Genomic DNA, 24,142 nt, shown 5'->3' on the forward strand with positions numbered 1-24,142 from the left:
GACAGCCGGATCGAGCCTCGACCGTGTCCTACAGCCGGTTCGCCCAGTCGTTGAGGCCCTGGTCGAGGCCGGCCTGGCTGCCCGGGACGTCGGCTTCGACGGGAGGGCCGGCCCAGGACTCTTCGGTGGTGGCGAGCACGCCGTCCGCGGTCTGCTTGAAGGTCCAGAGGTGCACACCGGTGATCCCGTTGACGGGCGCGCCCCACGCGGTGCACCGCAGCGGTGTGACCGTCTTGATCGTCGACTCGACGTGCATGTTCTGCGGGGACCAGGTGAAGACCGAGCCCGACCGCAGTGGTCCCGGGGTCACCTTGTGCGCGGGGGTGATCTCGGGGATCCAGCTCTGCCACGCGTTGATGTCCGTGTGCAGCCGCCACACCTGCGCGAGCGGCGCCTTGACGAGGACACTGGCGCGGCTGATCACCGGCGCGGTCCGGTCGACCGTCACACCCCCGCATTCTTGGAAGGTCCGGCTGTTCGTCTCGCCGGCCGCCGCCAGGGGCGGTACCGAAAGGATCATCGTTGCGGCCAAAGCTGCGACACCGAAGGTTCGTGCGTTCATCATGATCAGTCCTTTTCAGCGGTTGGTGAGACGGCGGTGTTCGAGGACGGTGGCGATCGCGTAACCGCCGCCGCCCGCGACGGCGAGGACCCAGAAGAGGCCGGGGGTGCCGAAGCCGAGCGAGACCGTCGAGACGAGGGCGAGCCAGATGCCGAGGCCGTAGTGCAGGACGTTGCGGCGCACGGCGCCTTCGCCGAGGTAGAGCAGACCGACGACCAGACCGGAACCGGCGGGCCAGAGCATCGTGGCCAGCCCGGGTGCGTCCACTGTGGACGTCAGGCCGGTGATGGCGAGGAACAGCGCGGCGAAGCCGCCGATCCAGGACAGGCCGAGGAGCCTGCCGCTCAGCAGGTCGGGTTTGCTCGCTCCGCGCTGGGCGCGCCCCGCGGTGAGGGTGGCGTACACGGTGCCGGCGGCGAGGCCGGCGCCGAGCAGCGTCATCGGCAGCCACCCGGGCAGCCGGACGAGCGGATCGTCGCCCTTCGAGACGGCGGCGGCGCCGTGCCCGACAACGTAGGCGAGTCCGAAGCTGAGGTAGGTGGCGCGGTTGTCGGTCTCGCCGGTGCGGGCGACCGGAGCGGCCGGGGCGGCGCGGGTGGCGGTGGTCATGGCTGGTTCCTCCAGGGTGGGCTCATCCCAGGTGGGACAAGGGAAAAGCGATGCGCTGGACGATGTCTTCGGGCCAGCGGAAGGACGTGTGGACGGCGCGCTGGTGGGCGAGCCCGTGCAGGCCCAGCCACAACGCGACGGCGTCGGCGGCCGGGTCGGTGCTGGTGCAGTGCCCGGCGGCAACGCAGTCGGCGAGGCAGCCGGCGAGGAGGTGCAACGCTTCCGCGCCGAGTTCGGCCAGCTCGGCCGAGGTGGCGGTGGAGTTCCAGGTGCCGCCGAACATGGCGCGGTACCGCTCGGGATGCCTTCGGGCGAACTCCAGGTAGGCGCGGCAGACGGTGTACAGCCGTTGCCGGGAATCGCCGCCGGTGTTGTCGAGGGCGGCCCGGATCCGCCCGGCCAGCTCGGCGAAGGCCTGGCGGACGACGCCGAGCACGATGGCAGGCGGGTCGAGGAAGTGGGCGTAGATCGAGGGGGCGGTTATCCCGGCCGTGCGGGCGATCGCTCGCAGGGTCAAGGAGCGGGGGTCACGACCGGCGTCGACCAGCTCGGTCGCGGCGGCGAGGATCTCGGCCCGGAGCCGGCTGCCCTCGCCGCGCCGGTTCCTCGCGCGAGGCCGGGGCGGCTCGGCCGCCGGGTTCACGGACAAGCCCGCGACCGCTCAGCCACCGCCGCGCTCCCCGAGCAAACCTGCAACTGCCCGGCCGCCGGGTTCACGGCCGGCGTGTCCGCCACGATCACGACCTTGCCCGCGACCGTGCGCGACTCGGCCAGCGCCAGCGCCGAACCTGCGTCCGACAGCGGGAACTCCGCCGCGATCTGCGGGTGCAGCGCGCCTTCGGCGACCAGCCGCAGCACCTGCGTGAGGTCCTCGCGCAGCCGGGCCCGGAAGGCGTCCAGCCGACGCTTTCCCGCCCAGAAGTTGTAGAAGCGCGCGCTCTTGCCGTTGGGCAGGTGGTTCCACAGCGCCAGCCGCGCGAACAGCTTCAGCACCGGTGCCTGCGAATTGCCGTCCGTGTCCTTGGTCGCCGCAGTTCCGTACGACACCAGCGTCCCGCCCCGGCGCAGCAGCCGCCACGACTGCACCACCCCGGCGCCGCCGACGTGGTCGAAGACCGCGTCCACACCCTCCGGTGCCAGCTCCCGGATCTGCCCGTACAGGTCCGGGGCGTGGTAGTCGACCGGCGTGACACCCAGCTCGCGCAACGCCGCGTGGTGACGGGGCGACGCCGTGCCGATCACCTTGATCCCGGCGTGGCGGGCCAGCTGCACGAGCGTGGAGCCGACACCGCCGTTGGCGCCCAGGACCACGATCGTCCCGCCCGCCCGCACCTTGGTGGAGCGGTGCAGCATCTGCCAGGCCGTGACGCCGTTGACCGCCACGGTCTCCGCGGCCGCCGCCGACACGGAGTCCGGCACCGCGACCAGGTCGGCGGCGTCGAGCACCAGCGCGCTGGCCCAGGCACCGGTCTTGGTGACCGCGGCGAACCGGCGCCCGATCAGCGCGGGGTCCACGTCCGGGCCGATCGTGACGACCGTGCCGACCACGTCGTACCCGGGCACGAACGGGAACGGTGGCTGGTTGTAGTACTTGCCGCGCCGCATCTGCTGCTCGGCGAACGACACGCCGGTCGCGTCCATGCTCAGTACGACCTGGCCCGCGGCCGGCGCCGGGAGCACGCGGGTGCGCAGCTGCAGGCCGTCCACCTCGACCTTGCCCGGCAGGACGACCTCGGTGGCAGTGGTGGTGACGGTGGTGTTTCCCATGGCGGGCTCCCTCTCGGCTCGTTGAGCTAACAGGTGTAAGACTACGAGCGTTAGCTTATCGGGCGCAAGAGCTAACACCGATAAGTTTTGTGCTGTAAGCTCACGGCGTGGAAAGCGAAAAGACACGCACCCGAAACCGCCGCGGGGAAGGCGCCCGCCTGCGTGACGAGATCGTCGCGGCGGCGGTCGAACTGCTCGACGAGACCGGCGACGAAGGCGCCGTCACCCTGCGGTCGGTCGCCCGGCAGGTCGGGATCGCCGCACCCTCGATCTACCGCCACTTCCCCGACCAGCCCGCCATCATGCTGGCCGTCGTGCAGAACGCCTTCGCCGAACTGAACGTCGAGCTGCGCACCGCGATGGACGCCGCCACCGGTCCCCGGCAGCGCCTGTTCGCCCTCTGCGACACCTACCTGGAGTTCGCCCAGGCCCATCCCGGGCGGTATCGCACCATGTTCGGCGGGCTCTGGATGCCCGACCTGAACGAGAGCTCACTGACCGAGAACGACCTGGCCACGCTCGGCGACGCGAGCACGCGGATGCTCGCCGGCGCCCTCGAGGACTGCGTGAACGCCGGCTGCGCCACCAGCACTGACCTCACCGCCGACACCGTCGCGCTGTGGCTCGGGCTGCACGGACTCGCCCACCAGCGAGCGGTCTCCCCCGCTTTCCGCTGGCCGCCGGACATCGCGGAGCGGCTCGTCACCGCGCTCGCCCACCTCACCGGCGAGAGCGGCACGGCCGCGTAGCGCTCAGGGCTTGCGGGCGACGACGCCGGCGATGAGCCGCTGGGCGGTGTTGAGGGGCTTGAGGTTCGGCCCGTCCGACCACCAGTTCGCGAGCAGCGTGATCCCCGGGTCCACCAGCTCCAGGCCGGGCAGCAGCTCCCGGATCTCCGCCTCGGTCCGCGCGGTCGCACCGCCGAGGGAGCCACGCGCGATGGCCTGCTGGAACGCTTCCATCGTCTCGTGGTCACCCCCTTCGCCGGGGTCGAACAGGTGCGAGAGGGCGACGTAGGACCCCGACGGAAGCGCGTCGATGTACTCGCGCATGATTTCGGCCGGCCGGTGCCGGTCGCCCTTGTAGTGGTGCAGCGTGGCCACGAACATTAGCGCGATCGGCCGCGACCAGTCGAGGTGGTCCCGCACGACGTCGTGGCCGAGGATCGTCTTGGGCTCGAAGATGTCACCGGCGATGAACCGGGTCCGGTCGTTCTCCTCGAGCAGCGCGTGGCCGTGCGCGACGACCACCGGGTCGTTGTCGACGTAGACGACCTTGGACAGCTTCTCGACGCGCTGCACGACCTGGTGCACGTTCTCCGTCGTCGGCAGGCCCGACCCGCAGTCGAGGTACTGGTCGACCCCCGCCCGCTCGGCGAGGAACCGGCAGACCCGGACCAGGTACCGGCGGTTCTCCAGCGCCATGTCCGCAACCTCGGGCATCACCTGCCGCAGCCGCTCCAGCTCGTCCCGGTCGACCTGGTAGTGGTCCTTGCCGCCGAGCACGTAGTCGTACATCCGCGCGATGCTGGCCCGGCTCGGATCCACCCCGACCGGCGTGTTCGCACCGGCCCCCGCCTCGGCTGACACGACCATCTCCTCACTCCGGTGACGAAAGTGGCACCCAGGGTAGTCGACGGGCCCGGCGCCGTGAAGGCGGCGCGGCGGCCGGTCGCCGAACGGCCGGCGCTACCGGAGGGAAACGCCGGGCCCCAGCGGGATGCCGAGGCCGTACCAGAGCGCGAACAGCGCGGACCAGGCGACCAGGAAGACGAACGCGATCGGCACGGTGAAGGACATCAGGGTGCCGATCCCGGCGTTCTTCCGGTACTGCTGCACGAATCCCAGCGCCAGCACGAAGTACGGGCTCATCGGCGTCACCGCGTTGGTCACCGAGTCGCCGATCATGAACGCGCCCATCGCCGCTTCCGGGCGGACCTGCAGGTACATCATCATCGGCACCAGGATCGGCGCGAGGATGGCCCACATCGCCGACCCGCTGGTGACGAGCATGTTCAGCAGGGCGACGGCCAGCACGATGGCGAGCAGCACCACCAGGTGCGGCGCGTTCAGCGAGCGCAGGAGGTCCGCACCCCCGACCGCCACCACCGATCCGATGCCGGTCCACGTGAAGTAGGCCAGGAACTGTGAGACGGCGAAGAAGAGCACGATCACCGGAGCGATCTTGGCCACTCCCCCGGCCATGATCACCGGGATGTCCGCGAGCGACGGGATGGTCCCGGTGACGCGGCCGTAACCGAAGCCGAGGAACGCGAACAGCAGGGCGATGAACACGCTGATGTTCACCACGACCGCCGACTGCACGATGCTGCCGCCGGCGCCCATCAGCGGTGAGCCCGGCAGCACCAGCAGCACCGCGACCACGGCCACGAACAGCACGAACAGCCCGGCGGTCACCTTCATCGCCCGCCGCTCCACGGCGGTGAGCCGGATGGCCGGCGCCGGGTCACCGTCCTCTTCGGACGGTGCGAACTCGGGCCGCTTGGCCAGGACGAGCTCGACCACCAGGGTGATCAGCCCCGCCAGGAACACCGACGACACCGCGGAGAAGAAGTAGGTCGCCACGGGTGTCACCACGTAACCCGGGTCGACGGTCTTCGCCGCCGCGGCGGTCAGCGACGACCGGATGGCGTCGGACGGGGTGACCAGCGGGCTGGCGTTGAACCCCGCCGACACCGCGACGTAGGCGACCATCACGCCGAGCACGGGACTGCGGCCGGCCGCGCGGAAAGCGAGCGTCCCCAACGGAATCATCACGAGGTACGCCGAGTCGCTCATGATGTGCGCGATCATCCCGCTGAACGCGATCGCGAACGTCACCCAGCGCCCGGGCAGGCGGACCACGGTGATCCGCAGGAGGGCCTCGAGCAGGCCGCTCTTCTCGGCGACGCTCACCCCGAGCAGCATGACGAGGATGACCGCCAGCGGCGGGAACTTCGCGAGGTTGTCCAATGCGGACTTCGCGGCGAAGCCGATCCCGTCCAGCGAAAGGAGGTTCTTGACCTCGACGACCTCGCCGGTCTTCGGCAGTGTGACGTGGACACCGAGCAGGGCCAGCACGAGACTGGTGACCGCCAGTACCGCGGCCAGGATCCAGAACAGCCAGAACGGGTGCGGGAGCTTGTTCCCCGCACGCTCGATCGCGCCGATGACGCGGAAGAGAACGGTCATCCCGGTCCGGGGAGCAGTGGTGCGTGGTGGTTCTTCCGTCATCCCGATCGGCCTTCCGTGGTGGGGACTTATTGCTCACCCAGCCGGGTGGCGTGCTGGTCGGCCTCGAAGTCCGCACGCCGCCGCCCGGCGAACCGGGTGGGCCGGAACGGGTCGAGGAGGTGCTGGCCCCGGTCGGTCACGAGCTCGGTCGCGGCCAGGCGGCCCAGGAGCGGCCCGAGGGTGACGCCGCTGTGCGTGACGAGGCAGTAGACCCGCGGCGAGCCGAACCCGGCGATCGTGTGGCCGTCCGCGGGCAGCGAGCGCAGCCCGACCCGCAGGTCGATTTCCGGGGCCGGCGCCGGTTCGGGCAGCAGGGCCGAGAGGCGCTCGGCGAGCGTGCGCGCGAGCGGCCCGTCCGGGGCCGGCGGGTCGGCGGGGTCGACGGCGGCGTTGAGGTCGAGCGCCTGCACCACGGTCTGGCCGTCGGCCGCGGGGCGCAGGTTGAGCGTCGGCGAGTGGACCACACAACGCAGGTCGATCCCGGGCGCCCGCACGTAGCCGAGCAGCCCGACCGTCGGCGCTCCCCGCTCGACGCCCGTCAGCATGGGCAGGTCGATCCCGGCGTTCGCGGCGAGCCGCTCGCTCCAGCGGCCGGTGGCCAGGACGATCCGGTCGGCCGTGTGGACCTCACCACCGGCCAGCGTGACGGACACCCCGCCGGGACCGTCGTCGATCGTGACGACCTCGCCGATCGAGACCGTCGCGCCGTGCCGCTCGGCGTCCGCGAGCAGGTTCGCCAGCAGCCGGTCCGGCAGGACGTACCCCTCGCCGGGGAAGTGCGCGAACGACACCGCGTCCGCCGGGATCCGGAGGGCGCCGGTGATCCGCGTCGCTTCGGCACGCTCGATCCGGCGCACCGGATATCCGAGGGCCAGCAACCGGTTCACGTTGCCGGTGAGCCAAGGCGCGCTCGCGGCATTCGACCAATGCACGGCGCCACTGGGGAAGTACGACGGTGCGCCGGGCAGCTGCCGGGCGAGTTCCGCGTGCTCGGTCATCCCGGCGACGTTCAGCCGGTGGTAGGCCGGGTCGAGCTTCCGGTTCGCGTTCGTCCACGCGAACGTCGTCGACGTCGTCCCGGTGCCCGGCCCCCGCTGGTCCAGCAGCAGCACTTCCGCACCGGCGACCGCGAGCGCCCGGGCGACCCCGGCCCCCAGCACACCCGCGCCGACCACGATGACCTTCATCCCCGAACCTCCCTTTCCGAAGTGGACAGTGGTGCTCACACGGCCGAGGCGGGCAGCTCCACGAAGAACTCGGCGGTGCCCGGGCGGATGAGCGCGGTGACCACCTCGACCACGCTCCCGTCGGTGACGCGCAGCTCCCGGCGTCGCCGCATGGTGGCCGTGCCCGGCTCGGTGTCCAGCAAGTTCGCGTCGTACTCGTCGAGGCTCACCGGGTCGAGGTAGAGCCGGATCGTGTCGACCGGCACGCCCCGGCGCCGCAGGTACGCCAGGCTGACGAGGTGTTCGAGGTCCTCGTCCAGCAGGTCGGGAGCCACCGAGAAGAGCACGACGTGCCGCTCGATCGACTGCGGCCGTTCGCGCAGGTCGAGCTTGCGGCGGACCAGTTCCACCACCGCGGTGCCCGGTTCCGCGCCGGGCAGGGCGAGAACGGCGTCGCCGGCCGTGGTGATCCGCGCGGACACCACCTCGTGGCGCCCCGGAGCACCTTTCTCGGCGGTCCCGGGCACGACGAAGTTGAGCAGGTTGACCTGCCGCACGCCGTCCGCGACGAACGTGCCGTGCCGTCGCCGCCGGACGGCCAGGCCCGCTTTGGCCAGGTCGTTGAGCACACGCTGCGCGGTTGCACGGCTGACGCCGTACTGCTCGCACAGGTCCTTCTCGGTCGGCAGCCGAGCTCCGGCGGGCAACGCCCCGGAGTGGATCTGCTCTTCGATCACCCGCTTGATCTGCAGGTGCAGGGCCTCAGGCATGAATTGACCGTACAATTGAGCAAATGTCCGGTCAAGTGCCAGTTCTGACTACCGCGGGCAGCAAGAAGGCCGCCTTCCCCGGCCGAGCCGAGGGAAGACGGCCTTCACCTGCCGGTCAGGACCGGCGGCCGCGCCCCAGGAGCCGGCGGTGCCCGGCGCCGCCGTTGGTGCGTTCCTCGTGCAGTTCCTTCAGCGAACGCATCATCGCGTCCTCCTGCTGCATCAGCGGGTCGTGCCGCAGGTCCATCCAGAGCGACACGCACAGCCCGACCATCACGAACAGGAACGGCACCGCGATCAGGATGGTGAGGTTCTGCAGCCCGGTCAGCGCCTCGTTCCCGCCGACCAGCAGCATGACCGCCGCGACCGCGCCCATCAGCACGCCCCAGAAGACCACCACGCCCTTGCGCGGGTGCACACTGCCGCGCTGGGACAGGGTGCCCATCACCACCGACGCGGCGTCCGCGCCGGAGACGAAGAAGATCGACACCAGGAGCATCACCAGGATCGCGATCGGCACGAACCACGGCAGGGTCTCCAGCAGCTCGAACGTCGCCGACTGCGCGTTGGCCGCGCCCGCGATGTCCGTGCCCGCCCGCTGCCGGCTGATCGCCGCGCCGCCGAAGATCGCGAACCACACCAGGCTCACCACGCTCGGGATCGCGATGACCCCGAAGATGAACTGCCGGATGGTGCGGCCGCGCGAGATCCGCGCGATGAACATGCCGACGAACGGCGTCCACGAGATCCACCACGCCCAGTAGAACACCGTCCAGCCGCCGAGCCAGGTCTGCATCTGCGCACCACCGGTCATCCCGGTGCGCCCGGACATCTCGGCGAACTCGCGGAAGTAGTCCCCGATCGCGCCGGGCACGATGTTGAGGATCAGCACGGTCGGCCCGACCACCAGCACGAACACCGCGAGCACCGCGGCGAGCACCATGTTGATGTTGGACAGCCACTGGATGCCCTTGGCCACCCCGGAAACCGCCGACGCGATGAACGCGACGGTGAGGATCGCGATGATCGCGACCAGCAGGCCCTTGCCCGGGTCGTCGATCCAGCCGACGGCGCCCATGCCGCCGCCGACCTGCAGCGCACCGAGGCCGAGCGAGGCGGCCGAACCGAACAGCGTGGCGAAGATCGCCATCACGTCGATCGCCTTGCCGAGCGGGCCTTCGGACCGCCGTTGCCCGAGCAGCGGCGCGAACACGGAGCTGATCAGCTGGCTGCGGCCCTTGCGGAAGGTGCTGTAGGCGATCGCGAGCCCGACCACGGCGTAGATGGCCCACGGGTGCACGGTCCAGTGGAACAACGTCGTCGCCATAGCGGTGTGGACGGCTTCGTCGGAACCGGGCGCCGCGGTGCCCGGCGGCGGGCTCGCGAGGTGGGAAACCGGCTCGTAGACACCGAAGAACATCAGGCCGATGCCCATCCCGGCGCTGAACATCATCGCGATCCACGACGACGTCCGGAACTCGGGCAGCTCCAGGTCCCGCCCCAGCGGGATCCGGCCGTAGCGGCTGATCGCCAGGCACACGGCGAAGAGGACGAACCCGCTGGCGGTGAGCACAAAAGCCCAGCCGCCGTACGGGATCACGGCGTCGTTCAGGACGGTGGACGCGACACTGGCGAGGCTACCGGGAGCGAGCACGCCCCACGCGATGATCGCGAGCGCGAGCACCGCCGCGACACCGAAGACCACGCGGTCGGTGTCGGCCGGCCGGTCGGCGGCGAGGGGGACGTGCTCGTCGGGCGGGCGGCCCGGACCGGTCGTGTCCGGTGCGTTGGCGAGGTCCGTCGAGGCCGCTGTCGCCGCCTCTTCTTCCGCTGGCTTGCCATCCTGCGAACTCATCGTCCAGCCGCGCCGAGGAAAGCGCGATCCCCTTTCGCCCGAGTTGACCTGTTTGTCCTCCCGCACCCTAACCACTGACCGGGTGCGCGGCAGAACCTCGGGCGCTCGGGCGTCGCTCAGCGTGCCGAGCAGGTGAGGGGCTCGGGGGCGCGGTCGGCTCCGGCGGTGCGGGCGACCAGGCCGAACGTGGTGGCGCCGTCGACGGTCACCGTGGCGTTCCAGGTCTCGTTGACCACCGTCACCGAGGTGCCCGAACGCTCGATCTTGCCGTCCCAGAGGTCGTCCACCCGGCGATCGCCGCCGGGTTGCCAGGTCACGGCCCAGCCGGTGATCCCCACGGGTCCGGTGTTCCGCACGGTGACGAGCATCTTGAAACCGCCGGACCAGGACTGGGTCACCTGCGCCGTCGCCGCGCAGCCGGCCGCACCGGCGGCCGGCGTGGGGCTCCCCGGTGCGGCGACCACCGGCCGGTCCGCCGCGCCGGTCACCGTCAGCGCGATCGCCGTGCCACCCGCGAGGAGGCCGATGACGCCGACGGCGGCGGCCACGAGCACGAACCGGCGCTTCCCGGTCCGCCGGCGTGCGACCGGCGCCGGTCTGACCGGTTTCCGGACGCCCGCGGTCACCTTGGCGAGCACGTCCGCGGCTTCGGCCATGGCCGGCCGCCGATCGGGATCCCGCCGGAGCATCTGCAGCAGGAAGTCCGCCAGCGGGCCGGTCCGGGCCGGCGTGACGACCTCCGCCGTGTCGTCCTCGACCGCGCCGACGGGCGGGTGCCCCTCGAGCGCCGTGTACAGGGTCGCGCCGAGCGAGTAGACGTCGGACCGGGCGGTCGCGGCCGCGCCGCCGGCGACCTCGGGCGCCAGGTAGGCCGGTGTTCCCAGGCCACGGGAGACGCCGAAGCCGGCGATCTTGGCCGTGCCGTCGTGGGTCAGGAGGACGTTGGCCGGACTGACGTCCCGGTGCAGGATCCCGTCCCCGTGGGCGACGGCCAGCGCCGCCGCGATCTGCCGTCCGACGTCGGCGACCATGCCGCGCGGCAGCGGCCCGCGATCGACCAGCGCCTCCGCCAGGCAGGTCGGGAGCAGCTCCATGACCAGGAACGGTTTCCCCTGGTGTTCGAGCACGTCGTACACGGTGACCGCATGGGGATGTGCCAGCTTCGCGGCCGCCTGGGCCTCGCGCAGCGACGCCTGGCCGGGAACGAGCTGCTTCACCGCGACGTCACGATCCAGCTGTTCGTCGCGCGCCCGCCACACTTCGCCGCGGCCGGCCTTCTCCCGGAGGCGGTAGCGTCCGGCGACCAGGTCTCCGTCGTCCGCCATGCACCCTCCGGAACTCGTCACCACGGCCACCGCACACACGGCTGCCGGGCCGGCCGGGTTCACCACGTTCACCGGAATGCCAGGTTTCACGCGGTGACCGCGCCGGGAATTCCTGGGGTGCGGGCCTGACCGGAACTCCCCCCTCGCGGCCGGGCCCCGGTTCTGGGTTCCACCGCGCGCCCCCTCTGCGCGATGGCGCCAGGACCTCACGCCGACCGTGGGTGCGCCGGGCCACGCCCCGCACCCACGGTCCGGCTACGGGCGACGACCACCGCGGCGACCACGGTCCAGACCATGCACAGGACCCGGCCGACCGGCAGGAACACACTCGCGTAGTAGAACACCAGCGAGAGCACCGAAAGCATCGCCAACGTGCCGGCGACGTACCCGAACCAGCGGGTCGGCGAGCCGACGAGCCCCGCGAGTGCTTTTGCGGCGGCGAAAACGAAGATCCCCAGGGTGACGACGTTCGTCACACCCCCGGCGTAAAAACTGCCCAACCTCAGCACCTGAACGGTGTCGAGTGATGCCGATGCGGCCACGATCGTCAGGACGACGGTGAGCGCGCACGAAACCAGCATCGCCAGCACTGAGACCGCGGAGACGCCGGTGAGCCGGCGCGCCGCCGACGGGCCGGCGGCCGAGGTCCGTACGACGGCACGGGCGAAAACGGCGAACCCGAAGACGGAGACGGCCTGCAGCAACGCGACAGCCACCGCCGCAGCGGGATTGGCGGCGTAGTAGGCGGCGACGTCGGCCGCCGGCGCGTCGGGCAGCGGCAGGCTGCGGTCGCTCAGCGCGCTGTCGGCGAAACTCACCGCCAGGTAGGCGATGAGGAAGACGGCCGAACCGATGATCGCCCGGCCGCCCGAGGCCGCGCGAGCCGTGCTTCCGGATGTGGGTAGGGACACGAGAAGCTCCTTGGTGGTCGGGAAATCCTGCCGACCGACCTTGCCGCAGCGGCACACCCGTCCGCGTCGGCGCAGAAGCGACACCGGGATACGCAGTCGGACGTACGGAACCGATACGTGCTGGCGGCCGCCGCGGTGAAGGCTCCCGCTGCCGTGGTGGTGCCGTTCCTGGTGTGGGACTGGGCCGCGCAGCGCTCGGGCGGACGGATCTCGGTCCGCAGCCACCTTCCCGTGTTCGTGACGGGAGTGTCCATTGTGGTCGTCACGTTCGGGTTGTGCACCCTCGCCGCCGGGGTCGGCCTCGGCTGGATCCCGCGCGACGTCCCAGCTGCGGCCCTGGGCCTTCGCGTCACCTCACCGGTCGGCTCGCACCGGTCGCGCCTCGGCCGGGTCCGTCAGGTCGACGCGGTGGCTTTCGCGCAGGACGAGCACGCACACCACCGTGACGAGGCAGCAGGCCGCGATCACCGCGGAGATCACGCCCGTGCCCGAGCCGGCCAGCGCCGCGAACACCACCGGCGCGACACCCGCGCCGAGACCGGCGATCTGGTAACCGAGGGACGCGCCGGTGTAGCGGGTGCGGGTGGCGAACAGCTCCGTGTACAACGCCGCCAGCGGCCCGTACATCGCCGGGTGGGCGACCGACTGGCCCAGCACGACCGCGAGGGTCAGCAACACCGCCGAGCCGCTGTCGATCAGCGGGAAGAGCAGGAAGCCGACCACCGCGGTGGCCACCGCGCCGGCGATGACGACCGGGCGGCGACCGATGCGGTCGGACAGCGCCGAGTAGCCGATGATGGCGAACACCGCCCCGACCGAGGACACCGTGATCGCGTTGAGCACGGTCTGGCGGGAAAACCCCGCCTGCACGGCGTAGGAAAGGAGGTACGTGGTGAGCGTGCCCTGCGCGACGAAGGCGCCGAAACCCACGCCGATCGCCAGCGCCAGGTTCTTCGGGTGGCGGCGCAGCACCTCGAGCAGCGGTGCGCCGGCCCGCTCGCGGGTGGCGGCGAAGACCGGCGTCTCGTCGACCTTCAGCCGGACGAACAGGCCGATGGCCAGCAGCACGACGCTGAGCAGGAACGGCACGCGCCAGCCCCAGGCGAGGAACTGCGCGTCGGTGGTCACCGCGCCCATGAGCGTGAGCAGCAGTGTGGAGACGACCATGCCGCTGGGGGCGCCGGCGTTGGTGAAGCTCGCCCACAGCCCGCGGCGGCTGGTCGCGTGCTCGGCCGACATCAGCACCGCGCCGCCCCACTCCCCGCCGACGGCGATGCCCTGCAGCACGCGGAGCACGATCAACAGGACCGGCGCCCAGATCCCGATCTGCGCGTAGGTGGGCAGCAGGCCGATCAGCGTGCTGGCGACACCCATCATCGTCATCGTGATCACGAGCATCCGCTTGCGCCCCAGCAGGTCGCCGAAGTGCCCGAAGATGATCCCGCCGATGGGCCGCGCCAGGTACCCGGTGGTGAAGGTGCCGAGGCTGGCGATCGTGCCGACCACCGGATCCAGGTTCGAGAAGAAGACCTTGTTGAACACCACCGCCGACGCGGTGGCGTAGAGCAGGAAGTCGTAGTACTCGATCACGCTGCCGAAGTAGCTGGAGAGCACCGCGCGGCGCAGCTGCGCCCGCGAGCGGAGGTTTTCTGCCATCGCGTGTCCTGCCTCGTCGCCGGCCCGCGTGACCCGCGTCACGCCCGACGAACGTTAAGCACTTTGATGACTGCGGTCAATACTTTGCCCAACATCATGCCGGGCTTATGCTCGCGAGGTGACCGACCTGGCCGTTCCCCTCGATGTCGAAGGTGTCGACACACCGCGCCCGCAGACGCTGCTGCTCACGTTCTTCGGCGGCCACGTCCTCGACCGCGGGATCCACGTCGCCACCGCGAGCGTGCTCGAGGTGCTCGAACGCGCCGGGATCTCCGAGCACGCCACCCGCTCCACGCTGAGCCGGATGGCCCGGCGTGGCCTGCTGAGCCGGGTGCGCCGCGGCCGCCACGTCTACCTCGGGCTCACCGATCGGTCGCGGGCGATCCTGCACGACGGCGAGCGGCGCATCTGGCGGGCCGGGGCGGTCAACCGGCAGTGGGACGGCACCTGGACCCTGCTCGGCTTTTCGATGCCGGAGTCGTGGCAGCGCCAGCGGCACGCGTTGCGCTCACGCCTGCTGTGGGCGGGCTTCGGCAGCCTGCAGGGCGGCCTGTGGATCGCGCCGGGGCAGGTCGACCCGGCCCCGCTGCTCGACGGTCTCGACGCCGACGGCCACGTGCGGGTGTTCCAGGCCCGCCCGCTGCCCCCGACCCAGGTCGCCGAGATCGTCCAGGAGGCCTGGAACATCGACCGGCTGGCGGAGCACTACCAGGCCTTCCTGGCCCGCTGGCAGGACCCGGAAGCCCAGGCGCCGGACAGCCTCGCCCGCGACCTGCTCCTGGAGTCCGACTGGCTGCGGACCATCCGCGACGACCCCCGCCTGCCCCGGGAGCACCTGCCCGCCGACTGGCCGGCCGAACCCGCGCAGGAGCTGTTCTACGCCCTCAGCGCCGAGTTGAAGACCGCCGCGCGCACCATCGCGGCCGGTCTCCTCGACACGATCACCGACGAACAGGCCGACGAGCGCTGACACCGCCCGGCCGGCGTCGAAAACGGCCGGTTGTTGCGCCGAACGACGGGCGCGCCGGGCGCCCGAGGGCGAGCAGGCTGGGGTGTCATCCGTCAACCCGAAGAAGGCTCTCATGGCTGTCATGGCCGAGAACTCGGCGATCCGCCCCTTCACGATCCCCACCACCCCTGACTCGGAAGTAGATGCGCTGCGTGCCCGCGTCGCGGCCACCCGCTGGCCCGAGCAGGAACTCGTCAAGGACCATTCGCAGGGCCCGCAGCTGGCCGTGGTGCAGGAGCTCGCCCGCTACTGGGCGACCGGCTACGACTGGCGCCGGTGCGAGGCGAAGCTGGCCGCGCTGCCGCACTTCGTGACCGAGATCGACGGGCTGGACATCCACTTCGTCCACGTCCGTTCGCCGCACCCCGGCGCGCTGCCGGTCGTCGTCACGCACGGGTGGCCGGGCTCGCTCATCGAACTGCTCGGGATCATCGGCCCGCTCACCGAGCCCACCGCCCACGGCGGAACCGCGGCGGACGCCTTCGACGTGGTGATCCCGTCGCTGCCGGGGTACGGCTACTCCGGCAAGCCGCACGAAACCGGCTGGGGCCCGGACCGCGTCGCCCGTGCCTGGACCGAGCTGATGAAACGCCTGGGCTACACCCGGTTCGTGGCGCAGGGCGGCGACTGGGGCGCGATCGTCACCGACGTGATGGCCGCACAGGCGCCGCCGGAGCTGCTCGGCATGCACACCAACATGGCCGGCGTAGTGCCGCCCGAGGTCTCGACGACGCTCGCGCGCAACGTGCTGGGGGCCGGTGACCCGCCGCCGGCGGGGATGTCAGCCGAAGAAACTCGCACGTACGAGCAGCTGAACTCCTTCTACACCAAGGGCCTCGGCTACGGGATCGAAATGATCACGCAGCCGCAGGCGCTCTACGGCATCGTGGACTCCCCCGTCGGCCTGGCCTCCTGGATGATCAACCACGACGCGGCCAGCTACCAGGACATCGCCGACGCCTTCGCCGGGCACCCCGTCGGCAACCTGACACGGGACGAGATCCTCGACAACATCACGCTCTACTGGCTGACGAACACGGGAATTTCCTCCGCCCGGCTGTACTGGGAGAACACGTTCGACTTCTTCGGCGTCAAGAACGTGACCATCCCGGCCGCCGTCAGCGTGTTCGCCAAGGAGATCTACCGGGCCCCGCGCAGCTGGGCCGAGCGGGCCTACCCCGGGCTCATGTACTTCAACGAGCTGGACCGGGGCTGCCACTTCGCCGCCTGGCAGGAGCCGGCGCTGTTCTCCGCCGAGCTCCGCGCCGCGTTCCGCTCACTGCGCTAGACGTCGTCTCGGACAGGTGCCGGGTGGTCCGCTCCGGGCCGCTCGGCACCACTGGGCGGGCTAGGGCCGGCGGTAGATCGTGATGGCGTGGCCGACGTCGTCGATCGGCGTGCTCGTGGCGATCAGCGCCCGCAGCCGGTCGTCCGCCTTGACGATGGCGGAATCCGACACCACGAGCAGTCCGCGCACCGACGCGGGCGGCACGGAGAGCGGGTCGGCCGCGGTGATCCCGTAGGCGGACGGCACGCCGCTTCCCTTGTAGACGAGCCAGATCCGCTCGCCCGGGTAGTCCTGCCGCAGGCGGTCGGCCAGCCGGCCCAGGTCCTGGCCCCAGTCGACGTTCGAGTCGTGCAGGCGCAGGTGGGTCTCCGCCGGGCCGCCGAACGCCTCGTTGGAGTACGGCAGGTAGTACGGGAACGTCCGAAGCGAGCTGACGGCGGTGAAGACGACCAGGGCCGTCGCCGCGATGTACGCCCACTTCCGGCGTATCGCGAGCACGCCGGCCGCCGCGACCGCCAGGAACATCGGCATGAACACCGCGTACCGGACACCCAGGTCCCGGCTGCCGGTCATGGCCGCGGCCAGCAGCACCGCCGCGGGCAGGAGGACGTACGGCGCGGCCGGACGCAGCTTCGGAACCATCACCGTCACGGCCGCCCCGGCCAATCCGAGCGCCAGCGCGCCCAGCGGCGTCTTCACCAGCAGTGCGGCCGGCAGGTAGTACCACAGGGGACCGAAATACCGCCGGCCGAGCAGAAAGCCGCCCCACGTCTGGTCTTCGAAGGCGAACTGGAGGTGCATCCCGTCCCGGTACTGCTTCGGAAACGGCAGCCAGTCGGCGAGTGCGCGCAGGCCGTGGATGGCGGGCAGGTCCGGCGGCGGCTCCCAGCGCAGCCGGGGATCCACGGCGAGGTAGGACGCCCACACCACCGCGATCGTGATCAGCGCGACGCCGGCGGCCGCCACGAGCGGCCCGAGGATTCGAGGCGAGTCGAACGCGCCCGTGCGGCGTGCGTGCCGGACGGACAGCACGACGAGAAGCAGCACCACCGGAACCGCGGCCAGCGCGCTCATCTTCGTGGCGAGAGCCGCGCCGAAGGCAAGACCCGCCAACGGAAGGTGGAAGACGGGGCGGCGCCGGGCCCGCCACAGCAGCCAGACCGACGTCAGCACAAACCCGGCGACCGGCACGTCGAGCGTCGCCAGTGACCCGTTCGCGATGACGTCGGGCGAGAACGCGTACAGGGCCAGCGCCACGGACCCGCCGGCCGGGCCGGCCAGATCACGCGCGAACAGGAAGACGACCAGGCCGAACAGCAGGGTCAGCACGATCACCGGGAGCCGAGCCAGGAGCAGCAGCCGGCCGGGATCGTGGCCCGACTCGTAGAGCACGTGCCGGCCGAGCTGGGACTGGTCGCCGGTGAAGGCCAGGTCGAGGTGGACACCGGCGAAGGCCACGCCGGTGGCGACGAGCAGCTTGCCCAGCGGCGGGTGCTCCGGGTTGTACCGCAGGCTGTGCTGGTCCAGGTAGACGACCGCCGTGCCGAGGTAGACGGGCTCGTCGATCGTCGGCGACTGCTCGACGGCCGTCGTGATCATCACGAACGCCATTTCGGCCAGGAGCGCGACCACGACGAGCGCGAACGCCCACCGCCGATGCCGCCGCAGCCACTCGAGCCGGCCCGGCGGACGTTCCTCCGGGGTCGCCTCACCCGGCGTCGATACCCGGCTCGTGAGGGACGGCAACCCGGCGCCCCTTCCTCGTCGGTCCACATCGGACAGTGCGGCGGCCGAGCGGTTGTCCCCCGGGCGAGCTACCGGAACTGCTCACTCCGGGGTGACTTTTCCGCGGTCCCGTTCCCGTTACCTTCGGCGCCGTCACTGCGGCCGGTGGTGCGGAAAAGCCCGCCGGCGCCGAACAATCGGAGGGGTTACCACCATGACCAACATACGCAGGTCCGGATCACGCGGCCACCGGTTCGCCGCGGCCCTGGCGGTCACCACACTGACCGTGCTCGGGGTGGCCGCCTGCGACAGCGCGGACGACGAAGACGCCCCGGCCGCCGCGGCCCTGGCTTGGGGGCCGTGCCCGGCACCGTCACCGGGCACCCCCCGGGATCCCCGGCTCACCTGCGCCAAAGTGAAGGTCCCGCTCGACTACGGCCACCCCGACGGCACGTCGATCGAGGTCGCCGTCTCCCGGTTGGCCAGCACCGACAGCAAAAAACGGCACGGCGTCCTGCTGCTGAACCCGGGCGGCCCGGCACTGGCGGGGCTCGACACACCCAGCGCGATGGCGCCCTCGCTGCCGAAGTCCGTCTTGGACGGTTACGACCTCGTCGGCTTCGACCCGCGTGGCGTCGGAACCAGCACCCCGCAGAGCTGCGGCCTGCAGAACCCGAGTGTTGCCGGTCTCTTCCCCTACCCCGCCGCCGACGGCTCGATCGACTCGAACATCCAGGCCGCCCGCGCCACCTCGCAGCAGTGCGCCACCAAGGCCGGGGACAACCTGCGGTACTTCACGACCGCCAACACGGCCCGCGACCTCGACCGCGTCCGCGAAGCACTCGGTGAAGCGAAGATCTCCTACTGGGGCCAGTCCTACGGCACCTACCTCGGCACCGTGTACAGCTCGCTGTACCCCGACCGGACCGACCGCATGATCCTCGAAGGCAACGTCGACCCCACCCACGTCTGGGCCGGTGAAGCCGAGAGCTGGGGCAAGGGCATGGCCGAACACTTCCCCGACGCGGCCGCCGTCGCCGCCGGGCAGCACGCCACCCTCGGGCTCGGCGCCACCGCCGGCGAGGTCACCCGGACCTACCTGGCGCTCGCCGACCGGCTCGACCGGCGGCCGGCGCCGGTCCCCGGTACTCCGCAGGCGCTGACCGGGGCGATGCTGCGCAGCGTCACCTACGCGCTGCTGATCCACAACAACACGCTGCCGGTGCTCGCGCAGGTCTGGAAGGCCGCCGCGGACCTGGCCGACGGCCGCCTCACCGACGCCGACGGCAAGGTGCTCCAGCAGGTCTTCGCCGAGGCCCCGGCCGCCCCGGGTGTTCCCGCGGACAACCAGGCGACCATGTTCCTGGCCCTCACCTGCGGTGACGCCGAGTGGTCCCACGACGTCGGCAGCTACGCCCGCCGCACGGCCGCCGACCGCACGGCCTGGCCGCTGACCGCGGGGATGCCGGCGAACATCTGGCCGTGCGCGTTCTGGCCGCAGCCGATCGAGAAACCCGTCACGGTGACCGGCCAGGGCCCGCGCACCACGCTGATCCTGCAGAACCGCCGCGACCACGCGACACCGTGGGACTCCGGCCTCGGGCTGCGCCACGTCCTGGGCAACCGCGCGGCTTTCGTCGGCGTCGACAACGGCGGGCACTACGTCTACCACGAAGGTTCGGCGTGCGCCGACACCGCGACCATCGGCTTCCTGGACACCGGCCGGCTGCCGGACCGGGACATCGACTGCACGGACGTCACACAGCATTGAGCGGCGCGGGCGGCCTTCCCCCTCGGGAGGCCGCCCGCCCGCTTTGTTCCCGCCGGGGCGCCCGTGCGGAGCCCGGCCTCGCTAGGCTCCCGCCCATGCCGAAGCTGGGACGTCTCCGGAACCGGTGGGCGGCCGTCACGCCGGCGGCCCGGGACGGGGCACTCGCCGTGGCCGTCACGGCCGCCGCGTTCGTGCCGGGGCTCGAGATGCTCGGCGCCCAGTTCGGCGACCTGCCGAGGCACGACGGCGGTTTCTTCGCGGTGGTGCTGGTGTTGGGCCAGACGCTCCCGCTGGCGGTGCGCAGCCGGTGGCCCGCGGCGACCCTGGCGGTCATCGCGATCTTTTTCGCGGCGCACGAAGTGCTCGCGTACTCCCCCACGATCGGCAGCCTCGCGCTGTACTTCGCGCTCTATTCGGCCGGAGCGCGCGAAGAGCGGTTCCGCCGGGCGCTGTCCGTGGCGGCGTCGGCGGGGTACGTCGTCTTCACGGTCCTGCTCATCTTGCGCGGGTCCCCCTCGGGCCTGCTGACCTTCGCCGTCTACTACGCGGTGCTGGTCTTGTTCTGGCTGCTGGGCACCCTGGTGCGGCAACGACGACGGCAGGAAGCCGAACGGCGGCGGCTCACCGCCCGGGCCGCGGCAGCCGACGAGCGGGCGCGGCTCGCCCGTGAACTGCACGACGTCGTCACCCACCACGTGACGGCCATGGTGGTCCAGGCCGACGCCGCCCGCTTCCTCCCGCCCGAGCGGGTCCCCGAAGTGCTCACCACCATCACCGGCTCGGGTCGCGACGCGCTCACCGAACTGCGGTTCCTGCTCGGCGTCCTCGAAGCGACCGGCGCGCGCACCCCGGGGCTGGGCGCGCTGCGCGGCCTCGTCGAGCAGCCAGGCCGGGCGATCGAGCTGGTCGAAGCAGGCGAACGCCCGGCGCTGCCGGCGGAAACCGAGCTCACCGCGTACCGGATCGTGCAGGAAGCGCTGACCAACGCGGCCAAGTACGCCGCCGGGCGGCCCGCGACGGTGCGCGTCGACTACGGCGCGGACGTCCTCGAGATCGCGGTGACCACCGAGGGCCCGGCGACCGGGCCCGGTGTGCTCGGCTCCGGCGGACGCGGGCTGGCCGGGCTGCGGGACCGGGTCGGCGCGCTCGGCGGCCGGTTCACCGCGGGGCCGTCGGCGGAGGGGTTCCGCGTCAGCGCCCAGATTCCCACGGCCGAAATTCCCCTGAGGAGCAACGGATGACCGACGGCCCGATCCGGGTCCTGATCTGCGAGGACCAGGAGCTCATCCGCGCGGGGTACGCGACGGTGCTCGGTGCGCAGCCGGACCTCGAGGTGGTGGGGCAGGCCGCGAACGGCCGTGAGGCACTCGCCCAGATCGACCGGCTGCGCCCGGACGTCGTGGTGATGGACATCCAGATGCCGTTGCTGGACGGGATCGAGGTGACCCGCCGTGTGGCCGGTCCCGACACGGCGGGCCAGGCGAAGATCCTGGTGGTGACGACGTTCAACGTCGGCCAGTACGTCTACGACGCGCTGCGCGCCGGGGCGAGCGGGTTCCTGTTGAAGGACGCGCCGCTGGACGAGCTCGTCGAAGGGGTGCGCACGGTCGCGCGCGGCGAGTCGCTGCTTTCCCCCGCGGTGACCCGGACGCTGATCGGCCGGTACGCCGAGCGGATCCAGCCGGCGGCGCCCGCCGGCGGCCCCTTGGACCGGCTCGCGCGACGGGAGCTGGAGGTGCTGAAGCTGATCGCCGGCGGCCTGTCGAACGCCGAGATCGCGGCCGAGCTGGTGCTGAGTGTGGAGACGGTGAAGACGTACGTTTCGCGGATCCTCACCAAGCTCGACCTGCGGGACCGGGTCCAGGCCGTGGTGCTGGCCTACCGGACCGGGCTCGTCAGCGCCGCGGGATGAGCTTCGCGCGGCGGAGCAGCAGCGCCGTCGTCACCCCGCAGCACAGCAACGCGAACAGGCCTGCTTCCGGGCCGAACTCCCCGCCGGTGAGCGCCGCCGGTCCGGAAAGGACGGTGCGGAGCAGGCCGGGTTCACTCGCGGCGCCGGAAACCGCGGTGCCGAACACGCCGCCCTGGAGGAAGTTCCAGGCGAAGTGCAGGCCGATCGGCAGCCACAGCGACCGCGTGGCGGTGTAGGCGACGGCGAGCATGGCGCCGCCCTCGACCGCGATGGCGAGCGTGCCCCACAGGGTGGCGTTTCCGTTGATCAGGTGGGTGAGGCCGAACAGCAGCGACGAGACCACGATCGCGATGACGCTGCCCACCCGCTGCTCGAGGATGCGGTGCAGCACACCGCGGAACAGCAGTTCCTCGGTCACCGCCACCGAAGCCATCGAACCGGCGACACCCAGGCAGGCCCAGAACGAGCCGCCGGAGACGTCGGCGTCGGTGAAGACGAACGCGAGCAGCATGGTCGCGAGGAAGGCGCCGGCTCCGATGAGCGCGCCGCGACCGAGGCCCCGCCAGTGCCCCGAGGTGGCCAGTTCCGTTATCTCGTCCCGGTTTTCGACCCGGCGGACCACCCGGATGTAGGCGAAGACGGCCCCGGCGGCCGCGCCGATCCCGACCAGGAGACGCAGCACCGGCACACCCGCCACGAGCGCGTCGAGCCCGCGGGCCGCGACCAGCAGCACGGCGGTGGCGACGAGCAGGACGGGGAACCGGAAGCGCTGCAGCCGCGGCTTCCGCTCGGTGAGGCTGGTCATCGGAGGTCCTCTCGCCGGGCTTTCTGGAGTACGGCGAGATTACGAGCGCGGTACGGGCTGCCGCGTCACTCCGGGACGGACACCTGCGGTAGCTCTCGAGAGGGACAGGACACAACGGCACCGGCCGAGCGTCAGGCGCAGTGCTTCCTGACGCTCGGCCGTGGTCAGCGGGTGCAGACGAAGCTCGCCGCGAGGTCCGGATCGCCGGCTCGGTACCGGGGCCAGGACGGATACGCGCAGAGCGGCCGGGTCCGGTCGTGGTTCACGTCGGTCACCACCGGGTTCGCCGGCGACCGTCCCGTTTCGACCCAGCGCTCGAGTGCCGAGAGCGAGTCCCAAGCGGCCGCGAACGCCGGGGTGCCGAAGTTGGCGTGGTTCGCCCCCGGCACGACGTAGTACCGCATGAAGGCGTCGGTCACCCGGGGCCCCACCACGTCGCGGACCCGCTCGTAGTAGTCGCTGGTCGAGTACGGGGAAACCAGCTCGTCCGACGCGCCGTGCACCAGGATCAGCTTGCCGCCCGCGCGGGCGAACGGGCGGAGGTCCGCGTTGTTGCGGTCCTCGATCGTCGACAGCGAGCTGATCCGCCCGAGCCACTTCCCTGGGTGGCGGGGATCCACGTCGAGGGAGTTCTGGGCCGGGTTCCGGGTCAGGAAGTACTTGACCCACTGGTCCCAGTACTGCATCCCGTACCCGCTCGTCACCGGCATGGGGTCGGCCGGCGCGGTGGTGCCGAACCCGAGGAACGGGGTCCGCATGTCCGCCCCCGCCAGGAACGGGAATCCCGGGTACTGCGTTTCCCCGCTGGCGATCCGGTACGGCCACCGGAACGGGGTCGACATCGCCGTCACGGCCCCGATCTGGGGATCCGACAGGCACGCCGGACCGGCATCGGCGCCACCCGGGCAGCGCAGCACCCGAGGATCGAACCGGCAGCTGCCCGGGTTCGAAACGACCTGGTCCTTCAGCCCGTCCAGACCGTCACATGCGGTGATGACGCTGGTGTAAAGGAGCGCCTGCTTCTCGACGCCGGGGAAGGCGCCGGGGCGCGACAGGACCTGCGCCAGGTACCCCAGGTCGAGGATCTCGGCGAGGTTGTTCCACGCCGGATAGGCGGAGATCACGCCGTCGAACGCGGCCGGCCACCGCTGGGCGACGTTGAGGGCTTCGCGGCCGCCGGTCGAGCCGCCGGAGAAGAAGACCTCGGCGGGCTTCGCGCCGTAGCCGTGCCGGATGAGGAACAGGCTCGCGTCGAGCGTCTTCTTCAGCGCGTCACCGGCGGCGAAGTTCTTCAACGCCTCGTCGTTCGCCCCGAACGACCCGTCCAGCGACGGCGGGACCGCCGGGTTCTGCTGATGACCGGAGTCGCTGGCGAACGTCGCATACCCGCGCGCGAGGGGCACCGGCTGGTCGGCCGGCCCGAACGGCACGTTCGACGCCAGGTCCGGGATGGTGCCGTTGTAACCACCACCACCGAACATCAGGGCCCGGTGGTTCCACCCGGCGGGGAGGTCGACCCGCATCTTGATGGCCGGCGCGGCCGGGTCGACGGGGAAGAGGTCGGCGTCGACCTGGCAGAACCGGATCGTCTTGCCGCTCACCACAGCGGTCGTGTCCACGGCCGAGGTGACCCGGCCGCCGGTGGTCGGCAAGCTCATGACCGAGGCCGGGATCTTCAGCTGGGCCAGCCCCGCGCACCCCGGCGCGGTCGCCGGCGTCGCCGCGGCGGGCCCGGCCAGTGCGGTCGCCGCCAGGACCAGCAGCACCGCCACGGCGAG

21 protein-coding genes are annotated in these 24,142 nt (G+C 71.5%); 6 read left to right on the top strand and 15 right to left on the bottom strand.

Annotation, left to right across the window (positions count from 1 at the left end; genetic code table 11):
* Window positions 1-28: 28 nt before the first annotated feature.
* From ACIA5G_RS14215 to ACIA5G_RS14230, 4 genes are read right to left on the bottom strand one after another with little or no spacing between them, the layout of a single operon-like run.
* Window positions 29-565, bottom strand: coding sequence for an SRPBCC family protein (locus ACIA5G_RS14215; RefSeq protein WP_395923286.1), 537 nt, complete (start codon window positions 563-565; stop codon window positions 29-31).
* Between the two features lie 12 nt (window positions 566-577).
* Window positions 578-1,171, bottom strand: coding sequence for an ABC transporter permease (locus tag ACIA5G_RS14220; RefSeq protein WP_395923287.1), 594 nt, complete (start codon window positions 1,169-1,171; stop codon window positions 578-580).
* Between the two features lie 22 nt (window positions 1,172-1,193).
* A complete protein-coding gene (locus ACIA5G_RS14225) occupies window positions 1,194-1,814 on the bottom strand; it encodes a TetR/AcrR family transcriptional regulator (protein WP_395923521.1) in 621 nt (206 codons plus the stop codon).
* Window positions 1,811-2,938, bottom strand: a complete 1,128-nt coding sequence (locus tag ACIA5G_RS14230) for a medium chain dehydrogenase/reductase family protein (RefSeq protein WP_395923288.1) — start codon at window positions 2,936-2,938, stop codon at window positions 1,811-1,813. The genes ACIA5G_RS14225 and ACIA5G_RS14230 overlap by 4 nt, the downstream gene beginning before the upstream one ends.
* 107 nt (window positions 2,939-3,045) lie before the next feature.
* Here ACIA5G_RS14230 and ACIA5G_RS14235 point away from each other — a divergent pair, with 107 nt between their 5' ends.
* The gene (locus ACIA5G_RS14235) at window positions 3,046-3,687 is read left to right on the top strand and encodes a TetR/AcrR family transcriptional regulator (protein WP_395923289.1); all 642 of its coding nucleotides are present in this window, start codon (window positions 3,046-3,048) and stop codon (window positions 3,685-3,687) included.
* 3 nt (window positions 3,688-3,690) lie between these two features.
* Here ACIA5G_RS14235 and ACIA5G_RS14240 read toward each other — a convergent pair whose 3' ends face one another.
* The 8 genes from ACIA5G_RS14240 to ACIA5G_RS14275 form a co-directional block, all read right to left on the bottom strand.
* The gene (locus ACIA5G_RS14240; protein WP_395923290.1) at window positions 3,691-4,533 is read right to left on the bottom strand and encodes an SAM-dependent methyltransferase; all 843 of its coding nucleotides are present in this window, start codon (window positions 4,531-4,533) and stop codon (window positions 3,691-3,693) included.
* Window positions 4,534-4,626: 93 nt separating this feature from the next.
* Window positions 4,627-6,129, bottom strand: coding sequence for an AbgT family transporter (locus ACIA5G_RS14245; protein WP_395923291.1), 1,503 nt, complete (start codon window positions 6,127-6,129; stop codon window positions 4,627-4,629).
* 68 nt (window positions 6,130-6,197) lie between these two features.
* Complete coding sequence (locus tag ACIA5G_RS14250; protein ID WP_395923292.1) at window positions 6,198-7,358, bottom strand: NAD(P)/FAD-dependent oxidoreductase; 1,161 nt, start codon at window positions 7,356-7,358, stop codon at window positions 6,198-6,200.
* 35 nt (window positions 7,359-7,393) lie between these two features.
* On the bottom strand, window positions 7,394-8,107 hold the full coding sequence (locus ACIA5G_RS14255; protein ID WP_395923293.1) for a GntR family transcriptional regulator: 714 nt from the start codon (window positions 8,105-8,107) through the stop codon (window positions 7,394-7,396).
* A 115-nt stretch (window positions 8,108-8,222) separates the two neighbouring features.
* Entirely contained in the window at window positions 8,223-9,962 is a 1,740-nt protein-coding gene (locus ACIA5G_RS14260) for a BCCT family transporter (protein WP_395923294.1), read from the bottom strand.
* A 116-nt stretch (window positions 9,963-10,078) separates the two neighbouring features.
* Window positions 10,079-11,287, bottom strand: a complete 1,209-nt coding sequence (locus ACIA5G_RS14265) for a serine/threonine-protein kinase (RefSeq protein ID WP_395923295.1) — start codon at window positions 11,285-11,287, stop codon at window positions 10,079-10,081.
* Window positions 11,288-11,493: 206 nt separating this feature from the next.
* Window positions 11,494-12,198 carry a hypothetical protein gene (locus ACIA5G_RS14270; protein WP_395923296.1) on the bottom strand — a complete coding sequence of 235 codons (705 nt, stop codon included), beginning with the start codon at window positions 12,196-12,198 and terminating at the stop codon, window positions 11,494-11,496.
* A 354-nt stretch (window positions 12,199-12,552) separates the two neighbouring features.
* Entirely contained in the window at window positions 12,553-13,854 is a 1,302-nt protein-coding gene (locus tag ACIA5G_RS14275) for an MFS transporter (RefSeq protein WP_395923297.1), read from the bottom strand.
* A gap of 118 nt (window positions 13,855-13,972) precedes the next feature.
* Here ACIA5G_RS14275 and ACIA5G_RS14280 point away from each other — a divergent pair, with 118 nt between their 5' ends.
* Both ACIA5G_RS14280 and ACIA5G_RS14285 read left to right on the top strand, forming a co-directional pair.
* Window positions 13,973-14,824, top strand: coding sequence for a PaaX family transcriptional regulator C-terminal domain-containing protein (locus ACIA5G_RS14280; RefSeq protein WP_395923298.1), 852 nt, complete (start codon window positions 13,973-13,975; stop codon window positions 14,822-14,824).
* Window positions 14,825-14,936: 112 nt separating this feature from the next.
* Entirely contained in the window at window positions 14,937-16,151 is a 1,215-nt protein-coding gene (locus tag ACIA5G_RS14285) for an epoxide hydrolase family protein (RefSeq protein WP_395923299.1), read from the top strand.
* Window positions 16,152-16,211: 60 nt separating this feature from the next.
* Here ACIA5G_RS14285 and ACIA5G_RS14290 read toward each other — a convergent pair whose 3' ends face one another.
* Window positions 16,212-17,897, bottom strand: a complete 1,686-nt coding sequence (locus ACIA5G_RS14290; protein WP_395923300.1) for an ArnT family glycosyltransferase — start codon at window positions 17,895-17,897, stop codon at window positions 16,212-16,214.
* 193 nt (window positions 17,898-18,090) lie between these two features.
* Between ACIA5G_RS14290 and ACIA5G_RS14295 the strand changes: the two genes are divergently transcribed.
* The 3 genes from ACIA5G_RS14295 to ACIA5G_RS14305 all read left to right on the top strand — a co-directional run bounded on the left by ACIA5G_RS14295 (window position 18,091) and on the right by ACIA5G_RS14305 (window position 21,559).
* Window positions 18,091-19,647, top strand: a complete 1,557-nt coding sequence (locus tag ACIA5G_RS14295; protein ID WP_395923301.1) for an alpha/beta fold hydrolase — start codon at window positions 18,091-18,093, stop codon at window positions 19,645-19,647.
* A gap of 95 nt (window positions 19,648-19,742) precedes the next feature.
* Window positions 19,743-20,888, top strand: coding sequence for a sensor histidine kinase (locus tag ACIA5G_RS14300; protein WP_395923302.1), 1,146 nt, complete (start codon window positions 19,743-19,745; stop codon window positions 20,886-20,888).
* Window positions 20,885-21,559 (top strand): response regulator, encoded by a 675-nt coding sequence (locus ACIA5G_RS14305; RefSeq protein WP_395923303.1) that lies wholly within the window; start codon window positions 20,885-20,887, stop codon window positions 21,557-21,559. Before ACIA5G_RS14300 ends, ACIA5G_RS14305 begins: the two co-directional genes overlap by 4 nt.
* Here the strand turns inward: ACIA5G_RS14305 and ACIA5G_RS14310 are convergent.
* Entirely contained in the window at window positions 21,543-22,364 is an 822-nt protein-coding gene (locus ACIA5G_RS14310; RefSeq protein ID WP_395923304.1) for a lysostaphin resistance A-like protein, read from the bottom strand. The genes ACIA5G_RS14305 and ACIA5G_RS14310 overlap by 17 nt on opposite strands.
* A gap of 164 nt (window positions 22,365-22,528) precedes the next feature.
* Complete coding sequence (locus ACIA5G_RS14315; protein ID WP_395923522.1) at window positions 22,529-24,022, bottom strand: tannase/feruloyl esterase family alpha/beta hydrolase; 1,494 nt, start codon at window positions 24,020-24,022, stop codon at window positions 22,529-22,531.
* Window positions 24,023-24,142 lie beyond the last annotated feature (120 nt).

Origin of the sequence: Amycolatopsis sp. NPDC051758, assembly GCF_044453095.1 — a bacterium.
In the GTDB taxonomy this organism is placed as follows: Bacteria; Actinomycetota; Actinomycetes; order Mycobacteriales; family Pseudonocardiaceae; genus Amycolatopsis.